The 21,153-nt window shown below is 43.5% G+C and carries 20 protein-coding genes; 16 read left to right on the forward strand and 4 right to left on the reverse strand.

What is annotated here, in order from left to right; translation table 11 throughout:
* Window positions 1-57: 57 nt before the first annotated feature.
* Window positions 58-294: a DUF378 domain-containing protein gene (locus M1D94_RS05160; protein ID WP_003220771.1), complete on the reverse strand. Its 237-nt coding sequence runs from the start codon at window positions 292-294 to the stop codon at window positions 58-60.
* A gap of 229 nt (window positions 295-523) precedes the next feature.
* On the opposite strand from M1D94_RS05160, the gene M1D94_RS05165 reads away from it, so the two are divergent.
* The 5 genes from M1D94_RS05165 (at window position 524) to M1D94_RS05185 (ending at window position 5,320) form a co-directional block, all read left to right on the forward strand.
* Window positions 524-1,687, forward strand: a complete 1,164-nt coding sequence (locus M1D94_RS05165) for an iron-containing alcohol dehydrogenase (RefSeq protein WP_003228869.1) — start codon at window positions 524-526, stop codon at window positions 1,685-1,687.
* A 102-nt stretch (window positions 1,688-1,789) separates the two neighbouring features.
* A complete protein-coding gene (locus M1D94_RS05170; protein ID WP_032726782.1) occupies window positions 1,790-2,962 on the forward strand; it encodes an iron-containing alcohol dehydrogenase in 1,173 nt (390 codons plus the stop codon).
* A 111-nt stretch (window positions 2,963-3,073) separates the two neighbouring features.
* Window positions 3,074-4,426, forward strand: a complete 1,353-nt coding sequence (locus M1D94_RS05175; protein WP_003243401.1) for a glucose-6-phosphate isomerase — start codon at window positions 3,074-3,076, stop codon at window positions 4,424-4,426.
* Between the two features lie 58 nt (window positions 4,427-4,484).
* Window positions 4,485-4,856, forward strand: a complete 372-nt coding sequence (locus tag M1D94_RS05180; protein ID WP_124047990.1) for a hypothetical protein — start codon at window positions 4,485-4,487, stop codon at window positions 4,854-4,856.
* A gap of 59 nt (window positions 4,857-4,915) precedes the next feature.
* Window positions 4,916-5,320, forward strand: coding sequence for a YugN-like family protein (locus M1D94_RS05185; protein ID WP_003228878.1), 405 nt, complete (start codon window positions 4,916-4,918; stop codon window positions 5,318-5,320).
* Here M1D94_RS05185 and kbfO read toward each other — a convergent pair.
* Complete coding sequence (gene kbfO / locus M1D94_RS05190) at window positions 5,317-6,303, reverse strand: potassium channel protein KbfO (protein ID WP_003228881.1); 987 nt, start codon at window positions 6,301-6,303, stop codon at window positions 5,317-5,319. The genes M1D94_RS05185 and kbfO overlap by 4 nt on opposite strands.
* Window positions 6,300-6,632: a biofilm formation protein MstX gene (mstX, locus tag M1D94_RS05195; RefSeq protein ID WP_003228886.1), complete on the reverse strand. Its 333-nt coding sequence runs from the start codon at window positions 6,630-6,632 to the stop codon at window positions 6,300-6,302. The genes kbfO and mstX overlap by 4 nt, the downstream gene beginning before the upstream one ends.
* Before the next feature lie 46 nt (window positions 6,633-6,678).
* On the opposite strand from mstX, the gene M1D94_RS05200 reads away from it, so the two are divergent.
* From M1D94_RS05200 to M1D94_RS05230, 7 genes are all read left to right on the forward strand, one after another.
* On the forward strand, window positions 6,679-6,942 hold the full coding sequence (locus M1D94_RS05200) for a hypothetical protein (RefSeq protein ID WP_003243434.1): 264 nt from the start codon (window positions 6,679-6,681) through the stop codon (window positions 6,940-6,942).
* A 41-nt stretch (window positions 6,943-6,983) separates the two neighbouring features.
* A complete protein-coding gene (locus tag M1D94_RS05205; protein ID WP_003228889.1) occupies window positions 6,984-7,661 on the forward strand; it encodes a zinc metallopeptidase in 678 nt (225 codons plus the stop codon).
* Window positions 7,662-7,704: 43 nt separating this feature from the next.
* Complete coding sequence (locus M1D94_RS05210) at window positions 7,705-8,994, forward strand: hemolysin family protein (protein ID WP_456270445.1); 1,290 nt, start codon at window positions 7,705-7,707, stop codon at window positions 8,992-8,994.
* Between the two features lie 126 nt (window positions 8,995-9,120).
* Entirely contained in the window at window positions 9,121-10,785 is a 1,665-nt protein-coding gene (locus M1D94_RS05215; protein ID WP_456270446.1) for a glycoside hydrolase family 13 protein, read from the forward strand.
* A 25-nt stretch (window positions 10,786-10,810) separates the two neighbouring features.
* Window positions 10,811-10,945 carry a hypothetical protein gene (locus M1D94_RS05220; RefSeq protein WP_003243642.1) on the forward strand — a complete coding sequence of 45 codons (135 nt, stop codon included), beginning with the start codon at window positions 10,811-10,813 and terminating at the stop codon, window positions 10,943-10,945.
* Window positions 10,905-11,303 (forward strand): secondary thiamine-phosphate synthase enzyme YjbQ, encoded by a 399-nt coding sequence (locus M1D94_RS05225; RefSeq protein ID WP_003243483.1) that lies wholly within the window; start codon window positions 10,905-10,907, stop codon window positions 11,301-11,303. The genes M1D94_RS05220 and M1D94_RS05225 overlap by 41 nt, the downstream gene beginning before the upstream one ends.
* A gap of 257 nt (window positions 11,304-11,560) precedes the next feature.
* Window positions 11,561-11,815 carry a hypothetical protein gene (locus tag M1D94_RS05230; protein ID WP_003244393.1) on the forward strand — a complete coding sequence of 85 codons (255 nt, stop codon included), beginning with the start codon at window positions 11,561-11,563 and terminating at the stop codon, window positions 11,813-11,815.
* 13 nt (window positions 11,816-11,828) lie between these two features.
* Here M1D94_RS05230 and M1D94_RS05235 read toward each other — a convergent pair whose 3' ends face one another.
* Window positions 11,829-12,566 carry a protein-glutamine gamma-glutamyltransferase gene (locus M1D94_RS05235; protein ID WP_003228904.1) on the reverse strand — a complete coding sequence of 246 codons (738 nt, stop codon included), beginning with the start codon at window positions 12,564-12,566 and terminating at the stop codon, window positions 11,829-11,831.
* 157 nt (window positions 12,567-12,723) lie between these two features.
* On the opposite strand from M1D94_RS05235, the gene mcpB reads away from it, so the two are divergent.
* From mcpB to tlpB, 4 genes are all read left to right on the forward strand, one after another.
* Entirely contained in the window at window positions 12,724-14,712 is a 1,989-nt protein-coding gene (mcpB, locus tag M1D94_RS05240; protein ID WP_003243461.1) for a methyl-accepting chemotaxis protein McpB, read from the forward strand.
* 176 nt (window positions 14,713-14,888) lie between these two features.
* Window positions 14,889-16,877, forward strand: coding sequence for a methyl-accepting chemotaxis protein TlpA (tlpA, locus tag M1D94_RS05245; protein WP_003243846.1), 1,989 nt, complete (start codon window positions 14,889-14,891; stop codon window positions 16,875-16,877).
* 125 nt (window positions 16,878-17,002) lie between these two features.
* Window positions 17,003-18,988, forward strand: a complete 1,986-nt coding sequence (mcpA, locus tag M1D94_RS05250) for a methyl-accepting chemotaxis protein (RefSeq protein WP_032726775.1) — start codon at window positions 17,003-17,005, stop codon at window positions 18,986-18,988.
* Window positions 18,989-19,101: 113 nt separating this feature from the next.
* Window positions 19,102-21,090 (forward strand): methyl-accepting chemotaxis protein TlpB, encoded by a 1,989-nt coding sequence (tlpB, locus tag M1D94_RS05255; RefSeq protein WP_038828460.1) that lies wholly within the window; start codon window positions 19,102-19,104, stop codon window positions 21,088-21,090.
* Window positions 21,091-21,153 lie beyond the last annotated feature (63 nt).

Below are 21,153 nucleotides of genomic sequence, written 5' to 3' on the forward strand. Positions count from 1 at the left end.
AGGAATGTTCGGTGCTTTTGATTTCATGCAAAATCCTATTTCAGCGTGATTGATATCCTATCGCATTTCAGGATTAGCTGCTTCTTCACGTGATCTTTCCTCGTTTGGCTTAAATAGCAGACCGAGGTTGATTAAGCCGGCGATTCCGACAAGTCCGTAAATGATTCGGGAAAGAGCTGACCCTTGGCCGCCGAAGATAGCCGCTACTAAGTCAAATTGGAAAAATCCGATCAGTCCCCAGTTAATGGCGCCAATGATGGTTAATACAAGACAAATTCTTTGAATGGTACTCATGTTTTGCAACCTCCTCCATGAATTATTAAAACAGTTATAGATTGTGACATATTGGAGAATCTATACATGCATTCTCCATATGAGGGAAGCTGGCCTGCCCTCGCTTATATCAGCTTCTTTCCCAGCACCTTGCAAAATAAAACCATCTGGTATGCTGATCGGTGAGAGCTGATTGCTTTACATGTGGTGAGGACATTCTGCATAATAAAAAATCTAAGGAGGAGATGTCATGCAAAACTTTACATACTGGAATCCGACCAAATTAATTTTCGGGCGCGGCGAAGTGGAAAGACTTCCGGAGGAACTCAAACCTTACGGAAAAAACGTATTGCTTGTGTACGGAGGCGGCAGCATTAAACGCAGCGGCCTGTATGATCAAGTGATTGAACAGCTGAATAAAGCCGGAGCTACCGTGCATGAATTAGCAGGTGTGGAACCGAATCCTCGTGTGTCGACTGTTAATAAAGGTGTTGCCATCTGTAAAGAACAAAACATTGATTTCTTGCTGGCTGTCGGAGGCGGAAGCGTAATCGACTGTACAAAAGCGATTGCCGCAGGAGCGAAGTATGATGGTGATGCGTGGGATATCGTTACGAAAAAGCATCAGCCAAAAGATGCTTTGCCATTCGGAACGGTATTGACTCTCGCTGCAACTGGTTCAGAAATGAACTCAGGATCTGTTATTACAAACTGGGAAACAAAAGAAAAATACGGCTGGGGCAGCCCGCTCGTATTCCCTAAATTCTCGATTCTTGATCCGGTGAATACATTCACCGTACCTAAAAACCACACGATCTACGGGATGGTTGACATGATGAGCCACGTATTCGAACAATACTTCCATCATGTATCAAACACGCCGTATCAGGACCGCATGTGTGAATCACTTTTGCGTACAGTCATTGAAACAGCGCCTAAGCTGATCAATGATCTCGAAAATTACGAATTGCGTGAGACGATCCTGTACACAGGAACAATCGCATTAAACGGCATGCTTTCTATGGGGGCAAGAGGGGATTGGGCTACTCATAATATTGAACATGCAGTATCAGCCGTTTATGATATTCCGCATGCCGGCGGACTGGCAATTTTGTTCCCGAACTGGATGAGACACACATTGTCTGAAAACCCTGCCCGCATGAAACAGCTTGCAGTTCGCGTGTTTGATGTTGAAGAAGCAGGTAAAACGGATGAAGAAATTGCCCTTGAAGGTATCGATAAGCTGTCCGCATTCTGGACAAGCCTTGGCGCTCCGAACCGTCTTGCTGATTATGATATTAATGATGAGCAGCTTGACACAATTGCTGACAAGGCAATGGCTAACGGTACATTCGGCCAATTTAAATCACTCAACAAAGAAGATGTGCTGTCAATTTTGAAAGCATCTCTATAAAAAAAGGGGAAATAGCCGTTTGGCTGCTTCCCTTTTTCTTTTTGTCAACTTATGTTACAATGGAAAATCTGTTTTTTACCAGCATCATTTGGAGGTTTTACTATGGAAAATTTCACTTATTATAATCCGACAAAGCTGATTTTTGGAAAAGGTCAGCTTGAACAATTAAGAAAAGAATTCAAACGATACGGCAAGAATGTACTGCTTGTTTACGGGGGCGGCAGCATTAAACGCAACGGCCTTTATGATCAAGTCACAGGCATTTTAAAGGAAGAGGGCGCTGTTGTTCATGAGCTGTCAGGTGTAGAGCCGAACCCGCGTCTTGCGACAGTGGAAAAAGGCATAGGACTTTGCAGAGAGCATAACATTGATTTTCTGCTTGCTGTCGGCGGAGGCAGTGTGATTGACTGTACAAAGGCAATCGCAGCTGGCGTCAAATACGATGGCGACGCTTGGGATATTTTCAGCAAAAAAGTAACAGCGGAGGATGCGCTGCCGTTTGGCACTGTTTTAACTCTTGCTGCAACAGGGTCTGAAATGAACCCTGATTCCGTGATTACAAACTGGGAAACAAACGAGAAATTTGTATGGGGCAGCAATGTCACTCATCCGCGTTTCTCTATTTTAGACCCTGAAAATACGTTCACCGTTCCAGAAAATCAAACAGTATACGGCATGGTTGACATGATGAGCCACGTATTCGAACAATACTTCCACAATGTTGAAAACACGCCGCTTCAGGATAGAATGTGCTTTGCTGTTTTGCAGACGGTCATCGAAACAGCTCCTAAGCTTCTTGAAGATCTGGAAAACTACGAACTTCGTGAAACGATTTTGTATGCTGGTACAATTGCTTTAAACGGCACGCTCCAAATGGGATACTTCGGTGACTGGGCTTCTCATACAATGGAACACGCTGTTTCAGCTGTATATGATATTCCGCACGCGGGCGGTTTGGCAATACTGTTCCCAAATTGGATGAGATACACGCTTGATACAAATGTAGGCCGCTTCAAAAACCTCATGCTCAACATGTTTGACATTGATACTGAAGGCAAAACAGATAAAGAAATTGCGCTTGAAGGAATCGATAAACTGTCTGCGTTCTGGACAAGCCTCGGTGCACCTTCTCGTCTTGCTGATTACAATATTGGAGAAGAAAAGCTTGAGCTGATTGCTGATATCGCAGCCAAGGAAATGGAACACGGCGGCTTCGGCAACTTCCAAAAATTGAACAAAGATGACGTGCTTGCCATCCTTCGCGCGTCTCTATAAACTCAAAGGGCGGAATCCAGTCATTCCGCCCTTTCTTCTTGACTTGATTTCACAGATAAGTTCATATAAAGTGAAAGATGAAAACATTATACCGTTATGGAGGGACAAGCAATGACGCATGTACGCTTTGACTACTCAAAAGCGTTGACTTTCTTCAACGAACATGAACTTACATATCTGCGGGACTTTGTAAAAACAGCACACCATAATATCCATGAAAAAACAGGCGCGGGCAGCGATTTTCTAGGCTGGGTGGACCTCCCTGAACATTATGATAAAGAAGAATTCGCGCGCATCAAAAAAAGTGCGGAAAAAATTAAATCTGACTCTGATGTCTTGCTTGTTGTCGGCATTGGCGGTTCTTATCTTGGAGCGCGGGCAGCGATTGAAGCGCTGAATCACGCGTTTTATAACACTTTGCCAAAAGCAAAACGCGGCAATCCGCAAGTCATTTTTATCGGGAACAACATCAGTTCATCTTATATGAGAGACGTCATGGATCTTCTTGAAGATGTTGACTTCTCTATTAATGTGATTTCTAAATCAGGTACGACAACTGAACCTGCAATCGCTTTCCGTATTTTCCGCAAGCTTCTTGAAGAGAAATACGGTAAAGAAGAAGCGAAAGCGCGGATTTATGCAACAACTGATAAAGAGCGCGGCGCATTAAAAACGCTTTCTAACGAAGAAGGCTTCGAATCATTCGTTATTCCTGACGATGTCGGCGGCCGTTATTCAGTTTTAACAGCTGTAGGTCTCTTGCCGATTGCTGTCAGCGGCGTCAACATTGACGACATGATGAAAGGCGCCCTGGATGCGAGCAAAGATTTTGCAACATCTGAACTGGAAGATAACCCAGCATACCAATATGCGGTTGTTCGCAATGTCCTTTATAATAAGGGCAAAACAATTGAAATGCTCATCAACTACGAACCGGCGCTTCAATACTTTGCGGAATGGTGGAAGCAGCTGTTCGGAGAAAGCGAAGGGAAAGATGAGAAGGGCATTTATCCTTCTTCAGCGAACTATTCAACAGACCTTCATTCTTTGGGCCAGTATGTACAAGAAGGCCGCAGAGATTTATTCGAAACGGTCCTGAACGTAGAGAAGCCTAAACATGAACTGACAATTGAGGAAGCGGATAACGATCTTGACGGCTTGAACTATTTAGCCGGTAAAACTGTTGATTTCGTTAACAAAAAAGCATTCCAAGGTACAATGCTTGCCCATACAGACGGAAATGTTCCGAACTTAATCGTTAACATTCCTGAGCTGAATGCATATACTTTTGGATACCTTGTATATTTCTTCGAAAAAGCCTGCGCGATGAGCGGTTACCTCCTTGGCGTCAATCCGTTTGACCAGCCTGGTGTAGAAGCGTATAAAGTCAATATGTTTGCGTTACTCGGCAAACCTGGCTTTGAAGAGAAAAAAGCAGAGCTTGAAAAACGTCTGGAAGATTAATGTGAGAAAGCTGACTGGCATTTGCCGGTCGGCTTTTTATAAAATCAGAAAGGTGCTGATGTTCATGAAACAATTGGTTAAACATCTCATCATTGCCGGTTTTTCTGCAGCTATTTTAAGTTTCCTTATCTCCTTTGATGCCGTGTATACAGAGTTTTCTTCAAGCTTTGGCGGCACGCTGTCACATTTTTTCATCCACGCCTTTCTTCTCATTGGTTTGCCGCTTGCCCTTTTTACCGATGCGGTACATCGGATTTTGCATTTAAAACGAACCCATACTCTTTTCACTAAATTAGGACTCTATGCAACGGTTGTTTATGTGTCTTGGGATTCAGCTGCATGGCTTGCAGCGGCAATGGCTGTTTACTTCTTAATTGAATGCGCTTTCTTTCCTGTTGGCCGCGCGAAAGAAACAACGATTTCCATGTAGGCGCCTCTGAATGAAGTCTTGTTCGGCGGGACAGGATAAGTGAAAAAAGGGGCATTCTGATGATACCAATACCTTCCGCGATAGATGGGCAGTCTTTTCTGCTTCAAGAACTGGAACAAGTGATGAAGCCGCTCGGTTATGTGATAAACGGCGGCTGGGAATACGATCATGGCTACTTTGATTATAAAATTGATGATAGAGACGGCTATTTATTTTTAAGAATTCCCGTCAATGCGGTACAGGGCAGTCTCGATGAACGAGGGGCGGCCGTCCGGATCGGAACGCCATTTATGCTGAGACAGGTGTTTCAGGCGGATGTTGACGATCACGCCGAGGGAGGGCCTTTCCAATCACTGTTTAATCAATTTTCCGAACCGGAAAGGCGGGACGCGGAAATTGATCCGGCATTTTTGGATATCGGCGCCTCTCTCGTGAAAGAATTGGAGGATGTTCTGTTACACTAGATGGCAAGGAATTGGTCTGTTTCGAGCACCTTGTATGTAAGAGGAGGGGAAAGCATCGGTCCCTCCTTTTTTTGTACGCCTATAATTGTTGTGTTGTGATCAAGGAAATAGAGAACACAGGTTTTGTAAGCCGCTCCCTTTAGTTCGTCAGGAACAGCAAGAAGCTCCACATGCTGATCAAGTGTCAGCTTGATTCCGTTCTGCTGTTTAGACGGCCGTAACTTGACTTGGTAATGCTGCAGCATCGCCCGGCTGATAAATTCTGAAGTTCCGATGATTTGGTTTGCGCCTGCCCGTTCCGCATTGGTGACAAAACGGTCAGTTAAAATCTCGACGATGCAGTAAGCAAGGGGATTAAGACCTTTAACAGATAAAAGAGTCAGCACTGACAGCATATCAGCATCAGTTTCACTTTTATACTGATCGGCAGTAATCATCACTGATTCCGCTTCAGTAATATTGGCCCGTTTCAGTGTCCCATCATCGGCAGCGTGCCCGCGTATGAAATGAACGTTTTCAATAAGCGGGCCTTCTGTTAAGGATTCATCGATTAGTACGACTGTTTTGGAAGGGGCGGCAAGCTGAAGGTCCTTCAAAAGCCGGTTTGTTTTTTCATTCCACCCGATCAGAATGATGTGGTCCCGGCCTTTGTAAGCAACTTTTCCTTCAATGTAGCGATGCTGTCTGCTGAATGCGGCCGCTGATAACGTTGCGAAATACGCTGTGACAAAGCTTGCTCCGCTCAAAATCAGCAGTATTCCGGCTGCCTGTCCCAGCGGAGTGTGCGGCACATAGTCTCCATAACCGACTGTAGAAACCGTAACGACAGCCCACCAAATACCTTCGAATACCGAAGTGAACTGCTTAGGCTCAAGTATATAAATGATTTGGCCGAACAAAAGAATCAGACATAAAATAATAACCCCGATTCGGATAAATAACGGCCACCTGAGCCATGAAATAAATATCCGATTTGATTTCATTCTTTTTCTCCTTCTTCAGATACTGAGATGGATAAAATCTGTTTAATAATTGTATTTAATTTCTCATTTAGCTTTTCCTGGCCGTACATATCTCGGGCCTGCTTCATTAACTCGGCTGTATCATCATCAAGCTGAATAAGCGGTTCATCAATTTCCGATTCATTATACAGCTGGATAAACGCGTCCAGTCCTTCATTCATTCGGTCGATTGCTGTGCTCAGCTGTTCCTTTTCCTCACTCGTCACTTTCATAGCTTCCATCACACCCGTGCTTTTTTCTAACAGTATGTCCCACTTCCGGTGATGTTTTTCAAAAAATGTACAAAACATATAAAACCGGATTTCTCCATAAACTAAAACAAAAAGGATGAAAAAGATGACGATCTTTCAAAGAACGATCGTGGTTTTAATCGGTACGCAGCTGGCGGCATCCGCGGTGATTTTGTTTATTTTCGATTTGAATTCATATAATCACTTTTCCGGAAGCTTCTCCTGGCTTCATTTTCTGAAAGAACTGGCCGGCAGTTTCGCCTTTTATTTGTTTTCAGCAGGCCTGTTCTTTTTGCTGATTGGATTGTGTGCTCCAAGCCGGAAGAAAAAGCGCATTTCTGTACACGAGAAAGAAAACTCATTAAAATAATCGTAATAGAGAAATGATCATGGAAAAAGGATGATGAAAAAATGCTGTTTATATTTTTAACAATAGCCGCATTGGGATTGTCGTTTTGGGCACAATTTAAAGTAAAGAGCAACTTTGAAAAATATTCAAAAGTGGAAGCCTCAAGCGGACGTACAGGGGCAGAAACGGCAAGACGGATTTTAGATATAAACGGTCTTTACGACGTGCCGGTCGAACCGGTAAGAGGCACTTTAACAGACCATTACGACCCGACAAGACGGGTGGTGCGTTTATCTGAGCCGGTCTATTACGGCCGCTCAATTTCCGCCATATCCGTAGCTTCCCATGAAGTCGGACATGCCTTGCAGCATCAGGAGTCATATGGTGCGCTTGTGCTGAGACATAAAATCTTCCCAGTCGTGAATTTTGCATCCGGTGTAGCTCCTTTGCTTTTCTTAGGAGGCATGCTTCTCGGCAGCCTGAATTTGATCGGGCTTGGCATCATACTGTTTTCAGCGGCTGTCTTTTTCCAGCTGATTACATTGCCTGTCGAATTCAATGCAAGTTCACGTGCGAAGCAGATTATTGTGTCAGAAGGATTCATCCGAAACAATGAAGAAAATGGGGTAAATAAAGTGCTGAGTGCTGCTGCCTTAACGTATGTGGCCGCCGCCCTGGTTTCCCTGTTTGAACTACTTCGTTTTGTGATGATTTTCTTAAACGGTCGTGATGAGAATTAACGTTAAGGAGGTGGCCCCTTACCATTTATGGTAAGGGCTTTTTTTGCTTATTTTACAATTGATCGCCATTTTTGTTTTGATTGGCATTACGGCTGTTTTCGTTGCAGCGGAATTTGCGATCGTCAAAATCAGAGGTTCAAAAATCAATCAGCTCATCGAAAGCGGTGACAGCCGAGCACTAGCCGCACATAAAATCATCTCCAATCTTGACGAGTATTTATCAGCCTGCCAGCTCGGGATTACGATTACAGCCCTCGGCCTTGGGTGGCTTGGTGAACCTACATTTGAACGTTTTCTTCATCCCTTATTAACAATGACAGGCATGCCGGAACCGTTTAACCACATTGTCACATTTGTAGTTGCATTTATCATCGTCACTTTTTTGCATGTGGTGATGGGGGAGCTTGCCCCGAAAACGGTTTCTATTCAAAAAGCTGAAGCTGTAAGCTTATGGATTGCAAAGCCGCTGATCTGGTTTTATAAAATCACGTACCCGTTTATTAAGGCATTAAACGGCTCTGCAAGCTTTCTTGTGAAATTGTTTGGCTTTCATTCAGTAAAGGAGCATGAGGTTGTCATCAGCGAAGAGGAACTAAGGCTGATCCTTTCTGAAAGCTATGAAAAGGGAGAAATCAATCAGTCTGAATTCCGCTATGTAAATAAGATTTTTGAATTTGACAACCGGGTAGCGAGAGAGATTATGATTCCGCGGACAGAAATTGCGGTTATCTCTCTGGAGCAGTCGCTTGAAGAGGCAATTCATCACATCATTAATGAACGGTATACACGCTACCCTGTCATCAAAGATGACAAGGATCATATTTTAGGGATCATCAACAGCAAAGATATGTTTAAAGCTTATTTCCTCGGCCAGCCGATAAAGCTGAATCAAATCATGAGGCCCGTTATCAGAGTCATTGAAAGCATTCCTGTTCAGCAGCTTTTAATCCGCATGCAGAAGGAGCGGATTCACATGGCGATTCTCGTAGATGAATACGGGGGAACGGCGGGGCTTGTCACTGTAGAGGATATTATAGAGGAAATCGTCGGTGAAATCCGCGATGAGTATGATCAGGATGAAACACCGCACATCCTGAAAAAGGGCGAGCACCATTATGTGATGGATGGAAAAGCGCTAATAGACGAAGTGAATGACCTTCTCGACATTGCGATTGAAAATGAAGAAATTGATACGATTGCAGGCTGGCTTCTAACGCAAAAAATGGAGCTGAAAGCAGGAGATGTGATACACGCGGAGGGCTGTGAATTTAAAATCCTCGACGCCGAAGATCATCACATCCGTTTTGTAGAAATTAAAAAAACTGATTTTTAATAAAAAACAGCCGGGGAACGAACGGCTGTTTTTTGTGTCATCAAGTCATTTCTTAAAAAGCAATGCTGTGTAGCCTTTTTTCTACATAGGATATATAAGACCGGTACACTGGAAAGGAGTGGCTGTATGAAAAAGGCTTGGTGGAAGGAAGCCGTTGTTTACCAAATTTACCCCCGCAGTTTTAAAGATTCAAATGGCGACGGAATTGGGGATATTCAAGGAATCAGATCCAAGCTTTCTTACATAAAAGAGCTGGGCGCTGACGTCATATGGATTTGCCCGCTGTATGACTCACCGAATGCTGATAATGGCTATGATATCCGGGATTATCAAAACATATTAAGCGAGTTTGGCACCATGGAAGATTTTGATGAACTGCTTGGTGACATTCATGATCTGGGGATGAAGCTGATTATGGATCTCGTTGTGAACCACACAAGCGACGAACATCCATGGTTCATAGAATCCCGTTCATCCATACACTCGGAAAAGCGCGACTGGTATATTTGGAAAGACGGCAAAAACGGAAAAGCGCCCAACAATTGGGAAAGCATTTTCGGCGGGCCGGCTTGGGAGTATGATCAAGAGACAAGCCAGTATTATCTGCACCTTTTTGATAAAAAACAGCCTGATTTGAATTGGGAAAATGAACAGGTGAGGAATGCCGTTTATCACATGATCAATTGGTGGCTTGATAAAGGAATTGACGGATTTCGGGTGGATGCCATTACGCATATTAAGAAAAAAGAAGGGCTTCCCGACATGCCGAATCCAAAGGGGCTGGACTATGTCCCTTCCTTTCCTTATCATATGAATGCTGACGGCATTATGGATTTGTTAACAGAGCTGAAGGAAAACACATTTTCCCGCTATCCGATTATGACAGTTGGTGAAGCAAACGGCGTCGCTGCAAAAGAAGCAGCTGATTGGGCTGGAGAAAAAAACGGCATATTCAGCATGATTTTTCAATTTGAGCATCTCGGCCTGTGGGATGTAGAGATCAATGAAAGTATTGATATCGTTGCATTTAAACGAATTTTAACTGACTGGCAGGACAGTCTGGAAGGGATCGGCTGGAATGCTTTGTTTATGGAGAATCACGACCAGCCCCGTTCAGTTTCTGTGTGGGGAGACGACGGAGTGTACCTGAAAGAAAGTGCAAAAGCGCTTTCCGCTGTTTATTTTCTCATGAAAGGCACACCGTTTATTTATCAGGGACAGGAACTCGGGATGACGAACGTGGCTTTTCCATCTATTGATGACTATGATGATGTCGCGATGAAACGCCTGTATGAAACAAAAACAGCGAAAGGCACATCACACGAGGATGTGATGAAGATTGTCTGGAAAAAGGGAAGAGACAATTCGCGAACGCCGATGCAATGGAATGCTGGTCCATACGCCGGATTTTCTGAGGCCAAACCGTGGATCGGAATCAATGAGAATTACAAATGGCTGAATGCCGAGGCGCAAAAAAACGATAAAACATCCGTTTACCATTTTTACAAAAGCTTGATCAAGCTGCGCCAAACATATGATGTTTTTATTAACGGGACATACGAGCTCATTTTACCGGAAGATCAGCAAATCTTTGCATATCTTCGGAAAAACGAGAGCCATACTGCACTGATTGCGGCCAATCTGACAGGAACACCGGCGTTGTTCAGGCACTCTGGATTGCCATTGTCATCAGATGCACTCGTCTTGTCAAATATTGAAACAGAGCCGCACAAGCATATGACATCAGTACTCTTAAAGCCGTATGAAGCAAGAATATATCTATGGTGCTAAACTCCAGCCTTAGACTGGAGTTTTTTTGTTTTATCGGGTTTATGAGAGCGGTTTAACAGGAAAAAAAAGAACACAGAACGAATTAAGCGATGAGAGCGGACAAACGAAAGGAGAAACAAATGCTGAAAACACTGCAAATCAAAACAACCAAACGAGATGAAATGATTGATATCACCCGGGAGGTGGAAGCGTTTCTTCAAGAAACAGGTATAACGAGTGGCGCAGCGCTGATTTACTGTCCGCATACGACTGCGGGCATTACAATTAATGAAAATGCCGATCCGGACGTCAAAAAAGATATGCTCAGAAGGTTTGATGAGGTATATCCGTGGGAACATGAGCTGGACCGCCATATGGAGGGCAATACAGCTGCACACATGAAGTCGAGTACAGTCGGAGCTTCACAGCATGTCATTGTGGAAAACGGCCGGCTTATTCTTGGAACGTGGCAGGGCATTTATTTCTGCGAATTTGACGGGCCTCGCACCCGGACATGCTATATCAAAATGATGGGATAATAGGCTGTTTTTTATGACAAAAGCATGATCGCTGAACAAACGCCGATAGCCGGTGGGCTTGTCACACCCGCCCACGCTGCGGCTTTATCGAATGAAGGCGTGCTTGGCATTCGTCCATATGCGAAATAAAAAGCGAGGGAAAGAGACACGCGCCTCACCCTTTGTTTTCAGGAAAGCCTGCATGAGGGATAGTTAATCAATGGATGTAAACGTACCGAGCTTTGCCGAACGTAACTTGATAAATTGAGGTGACAGATATGAACATTCTTCAATATTCTTATAAAAAAAGAGGGAAAATTGAGTTTGTATTTGAAGGCTGGCCTCACTCAAAAGTTACAATGGTTCCTATCAAAGGCTACTATTTTGTCCGCTTTATCAAATGGAGCAGCCAGGATCCAATCGTGACAAGAAATGACCTTGAAAAAATGGAGTGGGCTGCGAACCAATATTTCGGCACAGCCCCCTTCTATCGAAAACGAAAGGCATTTGAAACCCCATCGTCCGGAAAATAGGCGATGGGGCTTTTTAGCGGACGATGCGGAAAAGAGACGGAACATCCAGTCTGGTCGCCTGAGACAGAAGGTAGGCTGACTGTAAGGCTCCTTTTTTCCTAAAAGAATTCAGCTTATCAATAATTTGCTTTCCGTTTAAGATTCCAAGACCATGGGCAAAATATTTATCTTCCCCCAGTAAAATCACATTTTCGCCTCTCCATTGCGCCTTTTGCGGATCAAATTCAGGATTCTTAAAATACAAACAATCTCCAAGGAAAAAGTGGTGTCCTGTTTCCGTATAGATCGGCAATTTCTCATAATGCCAGTCATATAAAATAATTCTGTCAAAGCTGGCATTGAATTTATCTTCTCCGATTGTATCGATTAAGGCCAAGTAATAAATGATAACGATTGCGGTTGCGCATTCAAACGCATAAAACGGGCCGTTCTCTGCAATGTCACGAATCGCTTTTGAAGGCGGCATTCTGTATTTCAGCTCCAAGGCGCCCTCCGGTGAAACCCTCCAATACGTTGTATTCCCGTATGTTTTTAAAAAAGTGGCAAACTTCGCCCCGCTTTTGTGCAGCGTCTTTGCCGCTGCTACAATATTCATCCGCAGTTTAAGCTCAAACATCAGTTCAGCAATTGAATGATAATCAAACTGAACAGGCGTCTCAATCATCTCTTTTAAGAGCGGATTCAGATTTTGATCAATCTGCCAATTTTCAATATCCTGGGGACGGAGCAATTGTCCTGATACAATAATCATGTTTAGCCCCCCTTGTTTTTTATAAGATATGCAAAGAGCTTGGGCAATGAAAGTTAAAAAGGCAGAAGACAGCCAAAAAGAACTTCTTCCATTTTTTATTTTAAAACTTTTTTAAGCAGCCGATATATACTGTATCAAACCTGAAGGAGCAAGTGACATGAAGACTTTTATCAATTGGCTGAAGAAACCGTCTATTTCAAAGAAATTAATCGTCTCATTTATTGCGATTCTCATTATCCCTATTCTTATATTAGAATTTAGCTCTTACCGAAGCGCAAGCGGAAAGCTGGATCAGGAAATTATGGGAAATGCGAAAAACAGTGTCGATACATTTAATACAACTGTTACAAATGATCTGGGAGAAAAAGCGAAAGCAGTCACCTTTTTCAGTGAATCTCTTAAAAGATCCGCATTCAAAGGGAAATCGAATCAAGAAGAGATCAAAGCTAAATTTTCACAATATGTATCTATTAATCAAGGAGTAGCCAGAATTTATGGGGGCGCAGATAACGGCACTTATGTACAAGCGCCAAAAGAAAAATTGCCGGAAGGATACGACCCGAGACAACGGCCTTGGTACCAGGATGCGATGAAGGCCGGCGGTGAAATTGTCGTGACAGATCCTTACGTGGCTGCGAGTGACGGAAGCATGGTCATTACCATTGCACAGGAGCTGAAGGACGGATCTGGCGTTGTCGCCATGGATATTACCATTGATAAATTGTTAGAACAAATGAAACAAATCAAGGTCGGAAAAGAAGGTTATGCTTTCATTGCAACAAAAAACAAAACCTATGTCGCTCACAAGAACCATAAGGCTGGAGAAAAGCTTTCAGGCGACTGGGTAGCCAAAATGTATGCGAATGACAGCGGTGAACTCCAGTATACTCTTAATAACGAAGATAAAAAGATGACCTATACTACAAACGAACTGACTGGTTGGAAAATAGCCGGCACAATGTATATGGATGAAATTAAGGATGCCTCAAAGTCTGTGCTGACAACAGGAATGATTGTGCTGATTGCTTCCATTGTGGCAGGCGGAATTTTAATTCTGTTTATCGTTCGTTCGATTACAAAACCGTTAAAACGTCTTGTTCAATCATCGAAAACGATCAGCAGGGGGGATCTGACCGAAACGATCGAAATCCATTCAAAGGATGAGCTTGGAGAGCTTGGGGAAAGCTTCAATGAAATGGGACAATCTCTCCGCTCTCTGATCAGCGCTATTCAGGACTCGGTGAACAATGTGGCCGCATCTTCCGAACAGCTTACCGCATCTGCCGGGCAGACGAGTAAAGCCACCGAGCATATTACGATGGCGATTGAGCAGTTCTCAAACGGAAACGAGGAGCAAAGCGAAAAGGTTGAATCCAGCTCTCATCAGCTGAACTTAATGAATGAAGGACTCCAGCAAGTCTCACAAACATCGTCAGATATTACAAAGGCATCTATCCAATCAACGGAAATCGCCGGAACGGGTGAGAAGTTTGTGCAGCAGACAGTCGGACAAATGAACTCGATTAATCAATCTGTTCAGCAGGCTGAAGCTGTTGTCAAAGGCTTAGAAGGAAAATCAAAAGACATCACAAGCATTTTGAGAGTCATCAACGGAATCGCTGACCAAACAAATCTGCTTGCACTAAATGCAGCCATTGAAGCGGCGCGTGCCGGAGAGTCAGGACGCGGCTTCTCTGTCGTAGCGGAGGAGGTGCGCAAGCTGGCTGTCCAATCAGCCGATTCAGCGAAAGAAATCGAAAAGCTGATCCAAGAAATCGTCGCAGAAATCGACACCTCTCTTCACATGTTTAAAGAGGTCAATCAGGAAGTACAGTCCGGACTTGTTGTCACAGACAATACAAAAGAAAGCTTCCAGAGCATTTTCAGCATGACAAACGAAATCGCGGGCAAGCTGCAGACGATGAATTCCACCGTCGAGCAGCTGTCAGACCGTTCACAGCATGTTTCAGCAGCAGTCAGCGGCATTGCAGACGTGTCGAAAGAAAGCTCGGCAAGCATCCAGGACATTGCCGCATCAGCTGAAGAACAGCTTGCTTCCATGGAAGAAATCAGTTCCTCAGCGACGACTCTTGCGCAGATGGCAGAAGAGCTTCGCGATCTGACGAAACAATTTAAAATCGAGTAAAAACCGAAAAACAGCGCTATCAAAGCGCTGTTTTTTTATATGGTAAACAATAATAAAGTCCTAGTTTAACAGGTGAATTTAGAACTATTTTTCATTTTTTCCTCCATTTTCAATGTAATTTAAAGGAAGATCCGTCGATATAATTTGTAAATTATTGAAAGAAGGTTCAAAAGGAAATGAAAAAAACACTCACCACTATTCGCAGATCATCAATTGCAAGGAGACTTATTATTTCTTTCCTGCTGATCTTAATTGTTCCGATAACCGCCCTTTCGGTTAGCGCTTATCAATCAGCAGTTGCCTCACTTGATGTACAGATGACGCAAAGCGCAAAGGAAAATGTTCAGATATTAGATCACATCATTGATGATAAAATCAGCACTACTGAAAAAAGCCTCGCATATTTCAGCGATTGGGCTACAGCAGAAAAATTTCAGGATAAAAAGAAAACAGAGCTGAAACAGGAATTTAAACAATTTATCCAAATGAATGATAATGTCGCTGCGGTATTTTCAAGCGGCAAAGACGGGGACTTCACACGTTATCCGTACGCTGACATGCCAAGCGACTTTAATGCTTTGGAACGAGATTGGTACAAAGAAGCAATGGCCAATAAAGGCAAAACAATTGTCACTGAGCCTTATGAATCGATTTCATCAGGAAAAATGGTCGTCACCATCGCCCGTCAAACGGTGGATGGGTCAGGCGTTGTCGCCATTGATATGAAAATTGATGACTTAGTCACTACCGCGAAAGGAATCAATATCGGAAAAGAAGGCTATGCTTTTATTTTGAGCCAAAACAAGAAAGTCATCGCCTACTCCGGAGAAAAAGCGGGAACAGAGCTAAAAGGGGACTGGGTTGATAAGCTCTACAAGGATAAAAGCGGGGACTTTGAATATACGTACAAAGGCAAAAAGAAAAAAATGGCATTTGCAACAAGCCAAACAACAGGCTGGAAAATCAGCGGCACGATGTATGCAAACGAGATTCACGATGCTGCAAGCAGGGTTCTGATCATGGCTTCAATCGTTCTGGCGATTGCCATCGGAGCTGGAATGACGGCGATTTATTTTGTGATTCGATCCATCACAAAGCCATTGAGACGCATTGTCGCATCCGCTGAAAAAATTAGTGAAGGCGATCTAACCGAAACGATTGAAATCAATTCAAAAGATGAACTCGGCGTTCTGAGTGAGAGCTTCAATCATATGGCACACTCGCTTCGCTCGCTCATTCACGGGATCAAAGACTCAGTAGAACACGTTGCCTCCTCGTCTGAAGAGCTGACTGCATCGGCAGACCAGACAAGCAGAGCCACTGAGCACATTACGATGGCTATCGAGCAATTTTCAAACGGCAGTGAAAGCCAAAGCGAGAAAATAGAAACGACAACCGAACAAATTAATGAAATGAATGACGGATTGGCAGAGCTGGCGCGGGCTGCAGCAGTGATTACAGAAACATCCGCAGATTCAACCGAAGTGTCAAGCAAAGGGGAGACACTCGTCCAGAAAACAGCCGGCCAAATGAACACAATTGACCATTCCGTAAAAGCAGCGGAACAAGTGGTGAAAGGGCTGGAGATCAAATCAAAGGATATCACGAATATTTTGCGTGTCATCAACGGCATTGCGGATCAAACCAATCTTTTGGCTTTAAATGCCGCCATTGAAGCTGCCAGAGCGGGTGAATACGGCCGGGGCTTCTCAGTCGTCGCTGAGGAAGTGAGAAAGCTCGCGGTACAGTCGGCTGACTCAGCAAAAGAAATTGAATCGCTGATCAGTGAAATAGTAAAAGAAATTCACACATCACTGAACGTGCTTCAGTCCGTAAACAAAGAAGTTGAAACAGGGCTTGTCATGACGGATGAAACTAAACAGAGCTTCAAACATATATCGCAAATGACCAATCAAATTGCTTCCGAGCTGCAAAACATGAATGCGACGGTTGAGGAGTTGTCAGCGGGAGCTCAAGAAATTTCCGCAGCTTCAAATGATATCACAGCCATTTCTAAGGAAAGCTCGGATGGCATCCAAGATATCGCCGCTTCAGCTGAGGAACAGCTGGCTTCCATGGAGGAGATTAGTTCATCTGCACTGACGCTTGAAAGAATGTCTGAAGAACTCCGTGATCTGACAAAACAATTTAAAGTAGATAAATAATAGGTCTAAAATACTATTTATTTATGGGAAATTAGTTACTTTTGTTAAATTTCTTCTTTTTTGCTGTATATATTTACCCATTTCCAGCCGATATGAAGGGTAGCATAAAAAAGGAGAAATGAATGATGAAAAAAATACTCCAACTCATAAAACAAAGATCAATTACACGGAAGCTTCTCGTTTCCTTTCTGTCGATCCTCATCATACCGGTTGTCATATTGGCGATCTTTGCGTATCAATCGGCTAGCAGCTCACTCGACAGACAGATGATGGGGAGCGCATTGGAAAATGTACAGCAATTAAACGAAATCATTAACACCAGCATCGGCGAAAAAGAAAACAGTGCTGATTATTTCAGCGAATGGCTGACAAAAGAGAAATACAATGCAAAAAGCAATGCAAGCATTGCAGAGAAATTCTCACAATATATCAGCATTAACAAGGATGTAGAATCCATTTATACAAGTGACACAAAAGGGCACTTTACCCGCTATCCGGATCTTCCGATGCCAAGCGGCTATAATCCGGTTGAACGCGACTGGTACAAAAAAGCGGTTGCAAATAAAGGGAAAGTCGTGATCACAGACCCTTATAAAACCGCGTCGACAAATACGATGGTTGTGACAATCGCCCAGCAGACAAAAGATGGTTCAGGCGTTATCGCAATCAACATGACGATTGAAAATCTGCTGAAAACAACCAAAAAAGTCAACATCGGCACACAAGGCTACGCATTTATCATGACGAAGGACAAAAAAGTTGTCGCACACCCGAATGAAAAATCAGGAACTGAATTAAAAGGCGACTGGCTCGATAAGATGTTGAGTGCTGATAAAGGCGATTTTCAATACACCATGGATGGCGATAAGAAAAAAATGGCCTTTGACACAAACAAGTTGACGGGATGGAAGATCGGCGGCACCATGTATTTGGATGAAATCCATGAGGCAGCCCAGCCTGTCCTACACCTTGCTTTAATTGTCTTGGCCGCAGCTATTATCATAGGGATTATCGTCATGACTTTGATCATTCGGTCGATTACAACACCGCTGAAACAGCTTGTCGGTTCCTCTAAGCGGATCAGCGAGGGAGATTTGACGGAAACCATTGATATCCGTTCAAAAGATGAATTGGGCGAGCTTGGCAATAGCTTTAACAATATGGCATCGTCACTTCGTTCTCTCATACACGCCATCCAGGATTCGGTAGATAATGTTGCCGCTTCCTCTGAGGAGCTCACTGCATCAGCTGCGCAAACGAGCAAGGCAACAGAGCACATTACATTGGCGATTGAACAATTTTCTAACGGCAATGAAAAACAAAACGAAAACATTGAAACGGCAGCAGAGCACATATATCAAATGAATGACGGGTTGACGAATATGGCTCAAGCTTCTGAAGTGATCACTGATTCATCTGTTCAATCGACAGAAATTGCAAGTGAAGGCGGCAAGCTTGTTCATCAAACCGTCGGCCAAATGAATGTCATTGACAAGTCCGTTAAAGAAGCGGAGCAAGTCGTGCGCGGATTGGAAACGAAATCGAAAGATATTACAAACATTTTGCGTGTGATCAACGGCATCGCAGACCAGACGAACCTGCTTGCCTTAAACGCAGCAATTGAAGCAGCGCGCGCAGGCGAGTACGGCCGCGGCTTCTCCGTTGTAGCGGAAGAAGTAAGAAAACTGGCAGTACAGTCAGCAGATTCAGCAAAAGAGATTGAAGGATTAATCATCGAAATTGTGAAGGAAATCAATACATCACTCGGCATGTTCCAATCTGTCAATCAAGAGGTGCAGACAGGACTTGACATCACAGATAAAACAGAAATGAGCTTCAAACGCATTTCTGAAATGACGAACCAAATCGCCGGCGAACTGCAAAATATGAGTGCGACGGTTCAGCAGCTTTCTGCCAGCTCCGAAGAAGTTTCGGGAGCGTCTGAGCACATTGCATCGATTTCAAAAGAAAGCTCAGCGCATATACAAGATATCGCGGCGTCAGCTGAAGAGCAGCTAGCTTCCATGGAAGAAATCAGCTCGTCTGCAGAGACCCTTTCCTCTATGGCGGAAGAGCTTCGGGATATGACCAAACGATTTAAAATTGAATAATAAGCCTTAACACCCAAGCTTGTTGCGCTTGGGTGTTTTTTTTAGTTTTTTTATTAAACCTTTTATCCTAGTTTGACGATATTAGATTTATCTTAAAGGAGGAGTCAATAAGAATGGGAAAATTCATACAATGGATCAAACAGCCATCGATCAGCAAACCGCTAATCGCTGCGTTTCTGGCAGTGCTTATTTTGCCGGTTGGGGTTTTAGCATATTTCAGTTATCAATCAGCTTGGAACGCGTTAGACAGAGAGCTCATAAGCAGTGCGAAGGGAAATGTTGAAGAACTAAACAGTACGCTGCAAAATAAATTAGAAGATAAAGTAAAAGCAATAGATTATTATAGTGAGACAGTCGATAAAGACATATTGTTAGGCAAAAACAAAACATTACTGAAAGAGAAATTTAAGCAGTACACGACACTTAACGACGATGTAGGCGCAATCTATGCTGCCTCAGAAGATAAGAAGCTTTATAAATATCCGGATAGCGGTGTTCCGAAAGGCTTTGATCCGACAGGACGTGACTGGTACAAACAGGCGGTTGCGGAAAAAGGACAAGCTGTTTTCTCAGAGCCGTATACCGATGAAGCGACAGGAGATATCGTTGTCACAATTTCAAAACAATTAAAAGACGGTTCAGGGGTTATAGCGCTAGATTTAAACCTGGATGAAGTGCTTACTGCATCAAAAAGAATCAAAATCGGTAAAGAAGGCTTTGCATTTATTACAACTGGCAACAAAAAATATATCGCCCATCCGACCATTAAGCCGGGGACAACCGGTTCCGGCGATTGGACAAACCAAGTATATTCCAAAAAAGAAGGTTCATTTGAATATACATTCGAAGGCAAAGAAAAGAAAATGGCCTTTACGACAAATAAACTGACTGGCTGGAAAATCGCGGGCACATATTTTGTCAGTGAATTGCAAGATGCTTCAAGCCCGGTGCTGAACACTGCGGTTATCATTCTATGCGTGTCGATTGTAATCGGCGGCATACTCATACTCTATATTATCCGTGCCATCACCAAGCCGTTAAGAAAACTTGTCTCAACGTCTGCAAAAATCAGCAGCGGAGATCTCACAGAAGTCATTGACATTCACTCGAAAAACGAGTTTGGCCAGCTTGGCGAAAGCTTTAATGAAATGTCTGCATCATTGCGTTCTGTAATCGGCGTTATTCAAACGTCTGTAGAAAACGTCGCCTCATCTTCTGAGGAGCTGACGGCAAGCGCAGCCCAAACAAGCAAGGCAACTGAACATATTACACTTGCCATCGAACAGTTCTCAGATGGCAACGAGGCACAAAGCGAGAAACTGGAAACAAGCTCAAATCATCTTTCTCAAATGAACGAGGGGATTTCAAAAGTGGCTCAGGCCTCTTCAACCATTACGAAATCATCGATTCAGTCCTCTGAGGCAGCGGGCAGCGGAGAAAAGCTGGTGGAGCATACAGTCGGCCAGATGAAAACAATTGACCAATCCGTTCAAAAAGCGGAAGCGGTTGTGAAGGGCCTTGAAACAAAATCGCAAGACATCACAAGCATCTTGAATGTGATTAACGGCATTGCTGATCAAACCAACCTGCTTGCATTAAATGCTGCGATTGAGGCGGCAAGAGCGGGAGAATACGGAAGAGGTTTCTCAGTAGTTGCGGAAGAGGTTAGAAAACTTGCTGTACAATCAGCAGACTCCGCCAAGGAAATTGAAGGATTAATTCAAGAGATTGTCAGGGAAATCAGCACCTCACTTACAATGTTCCAATCCGTGAATCATGAAGTGAAAGAAGGCTTGCAGATTACGGATCAAACAGCGGAAAGCTTTAAACAAATCTATGAGATGACAACCCAAATTTCCGGCGAATTGCAAAACTTGAACGCGACGGTTGAACAACTGTCAGCCGGATCACAGGAAGTGTCAAGTGCTGTTGAAGATATTTCAGCAGTGGCGAAAGAAAGCTCAGCAGGCATTCAGGATATCGCAGCTTCGGCGGAAGAACAGCTTGCGTCCATGGAAGAAATCAGCTCTTCAGCGGAAACGTTGGCAAACATGGCGGAAGAACTTCAGGACATTACGAAGAAATTTAAAATTGAATCTTAATAAAAAAAGAAAGCGGCATATCTGCTGCTTTCTTTTTTGTCGAAAACAAAAATAAACAAAAAC

This window comes from Bacillus sp. JZ109 (assembly GCF_053903135.1).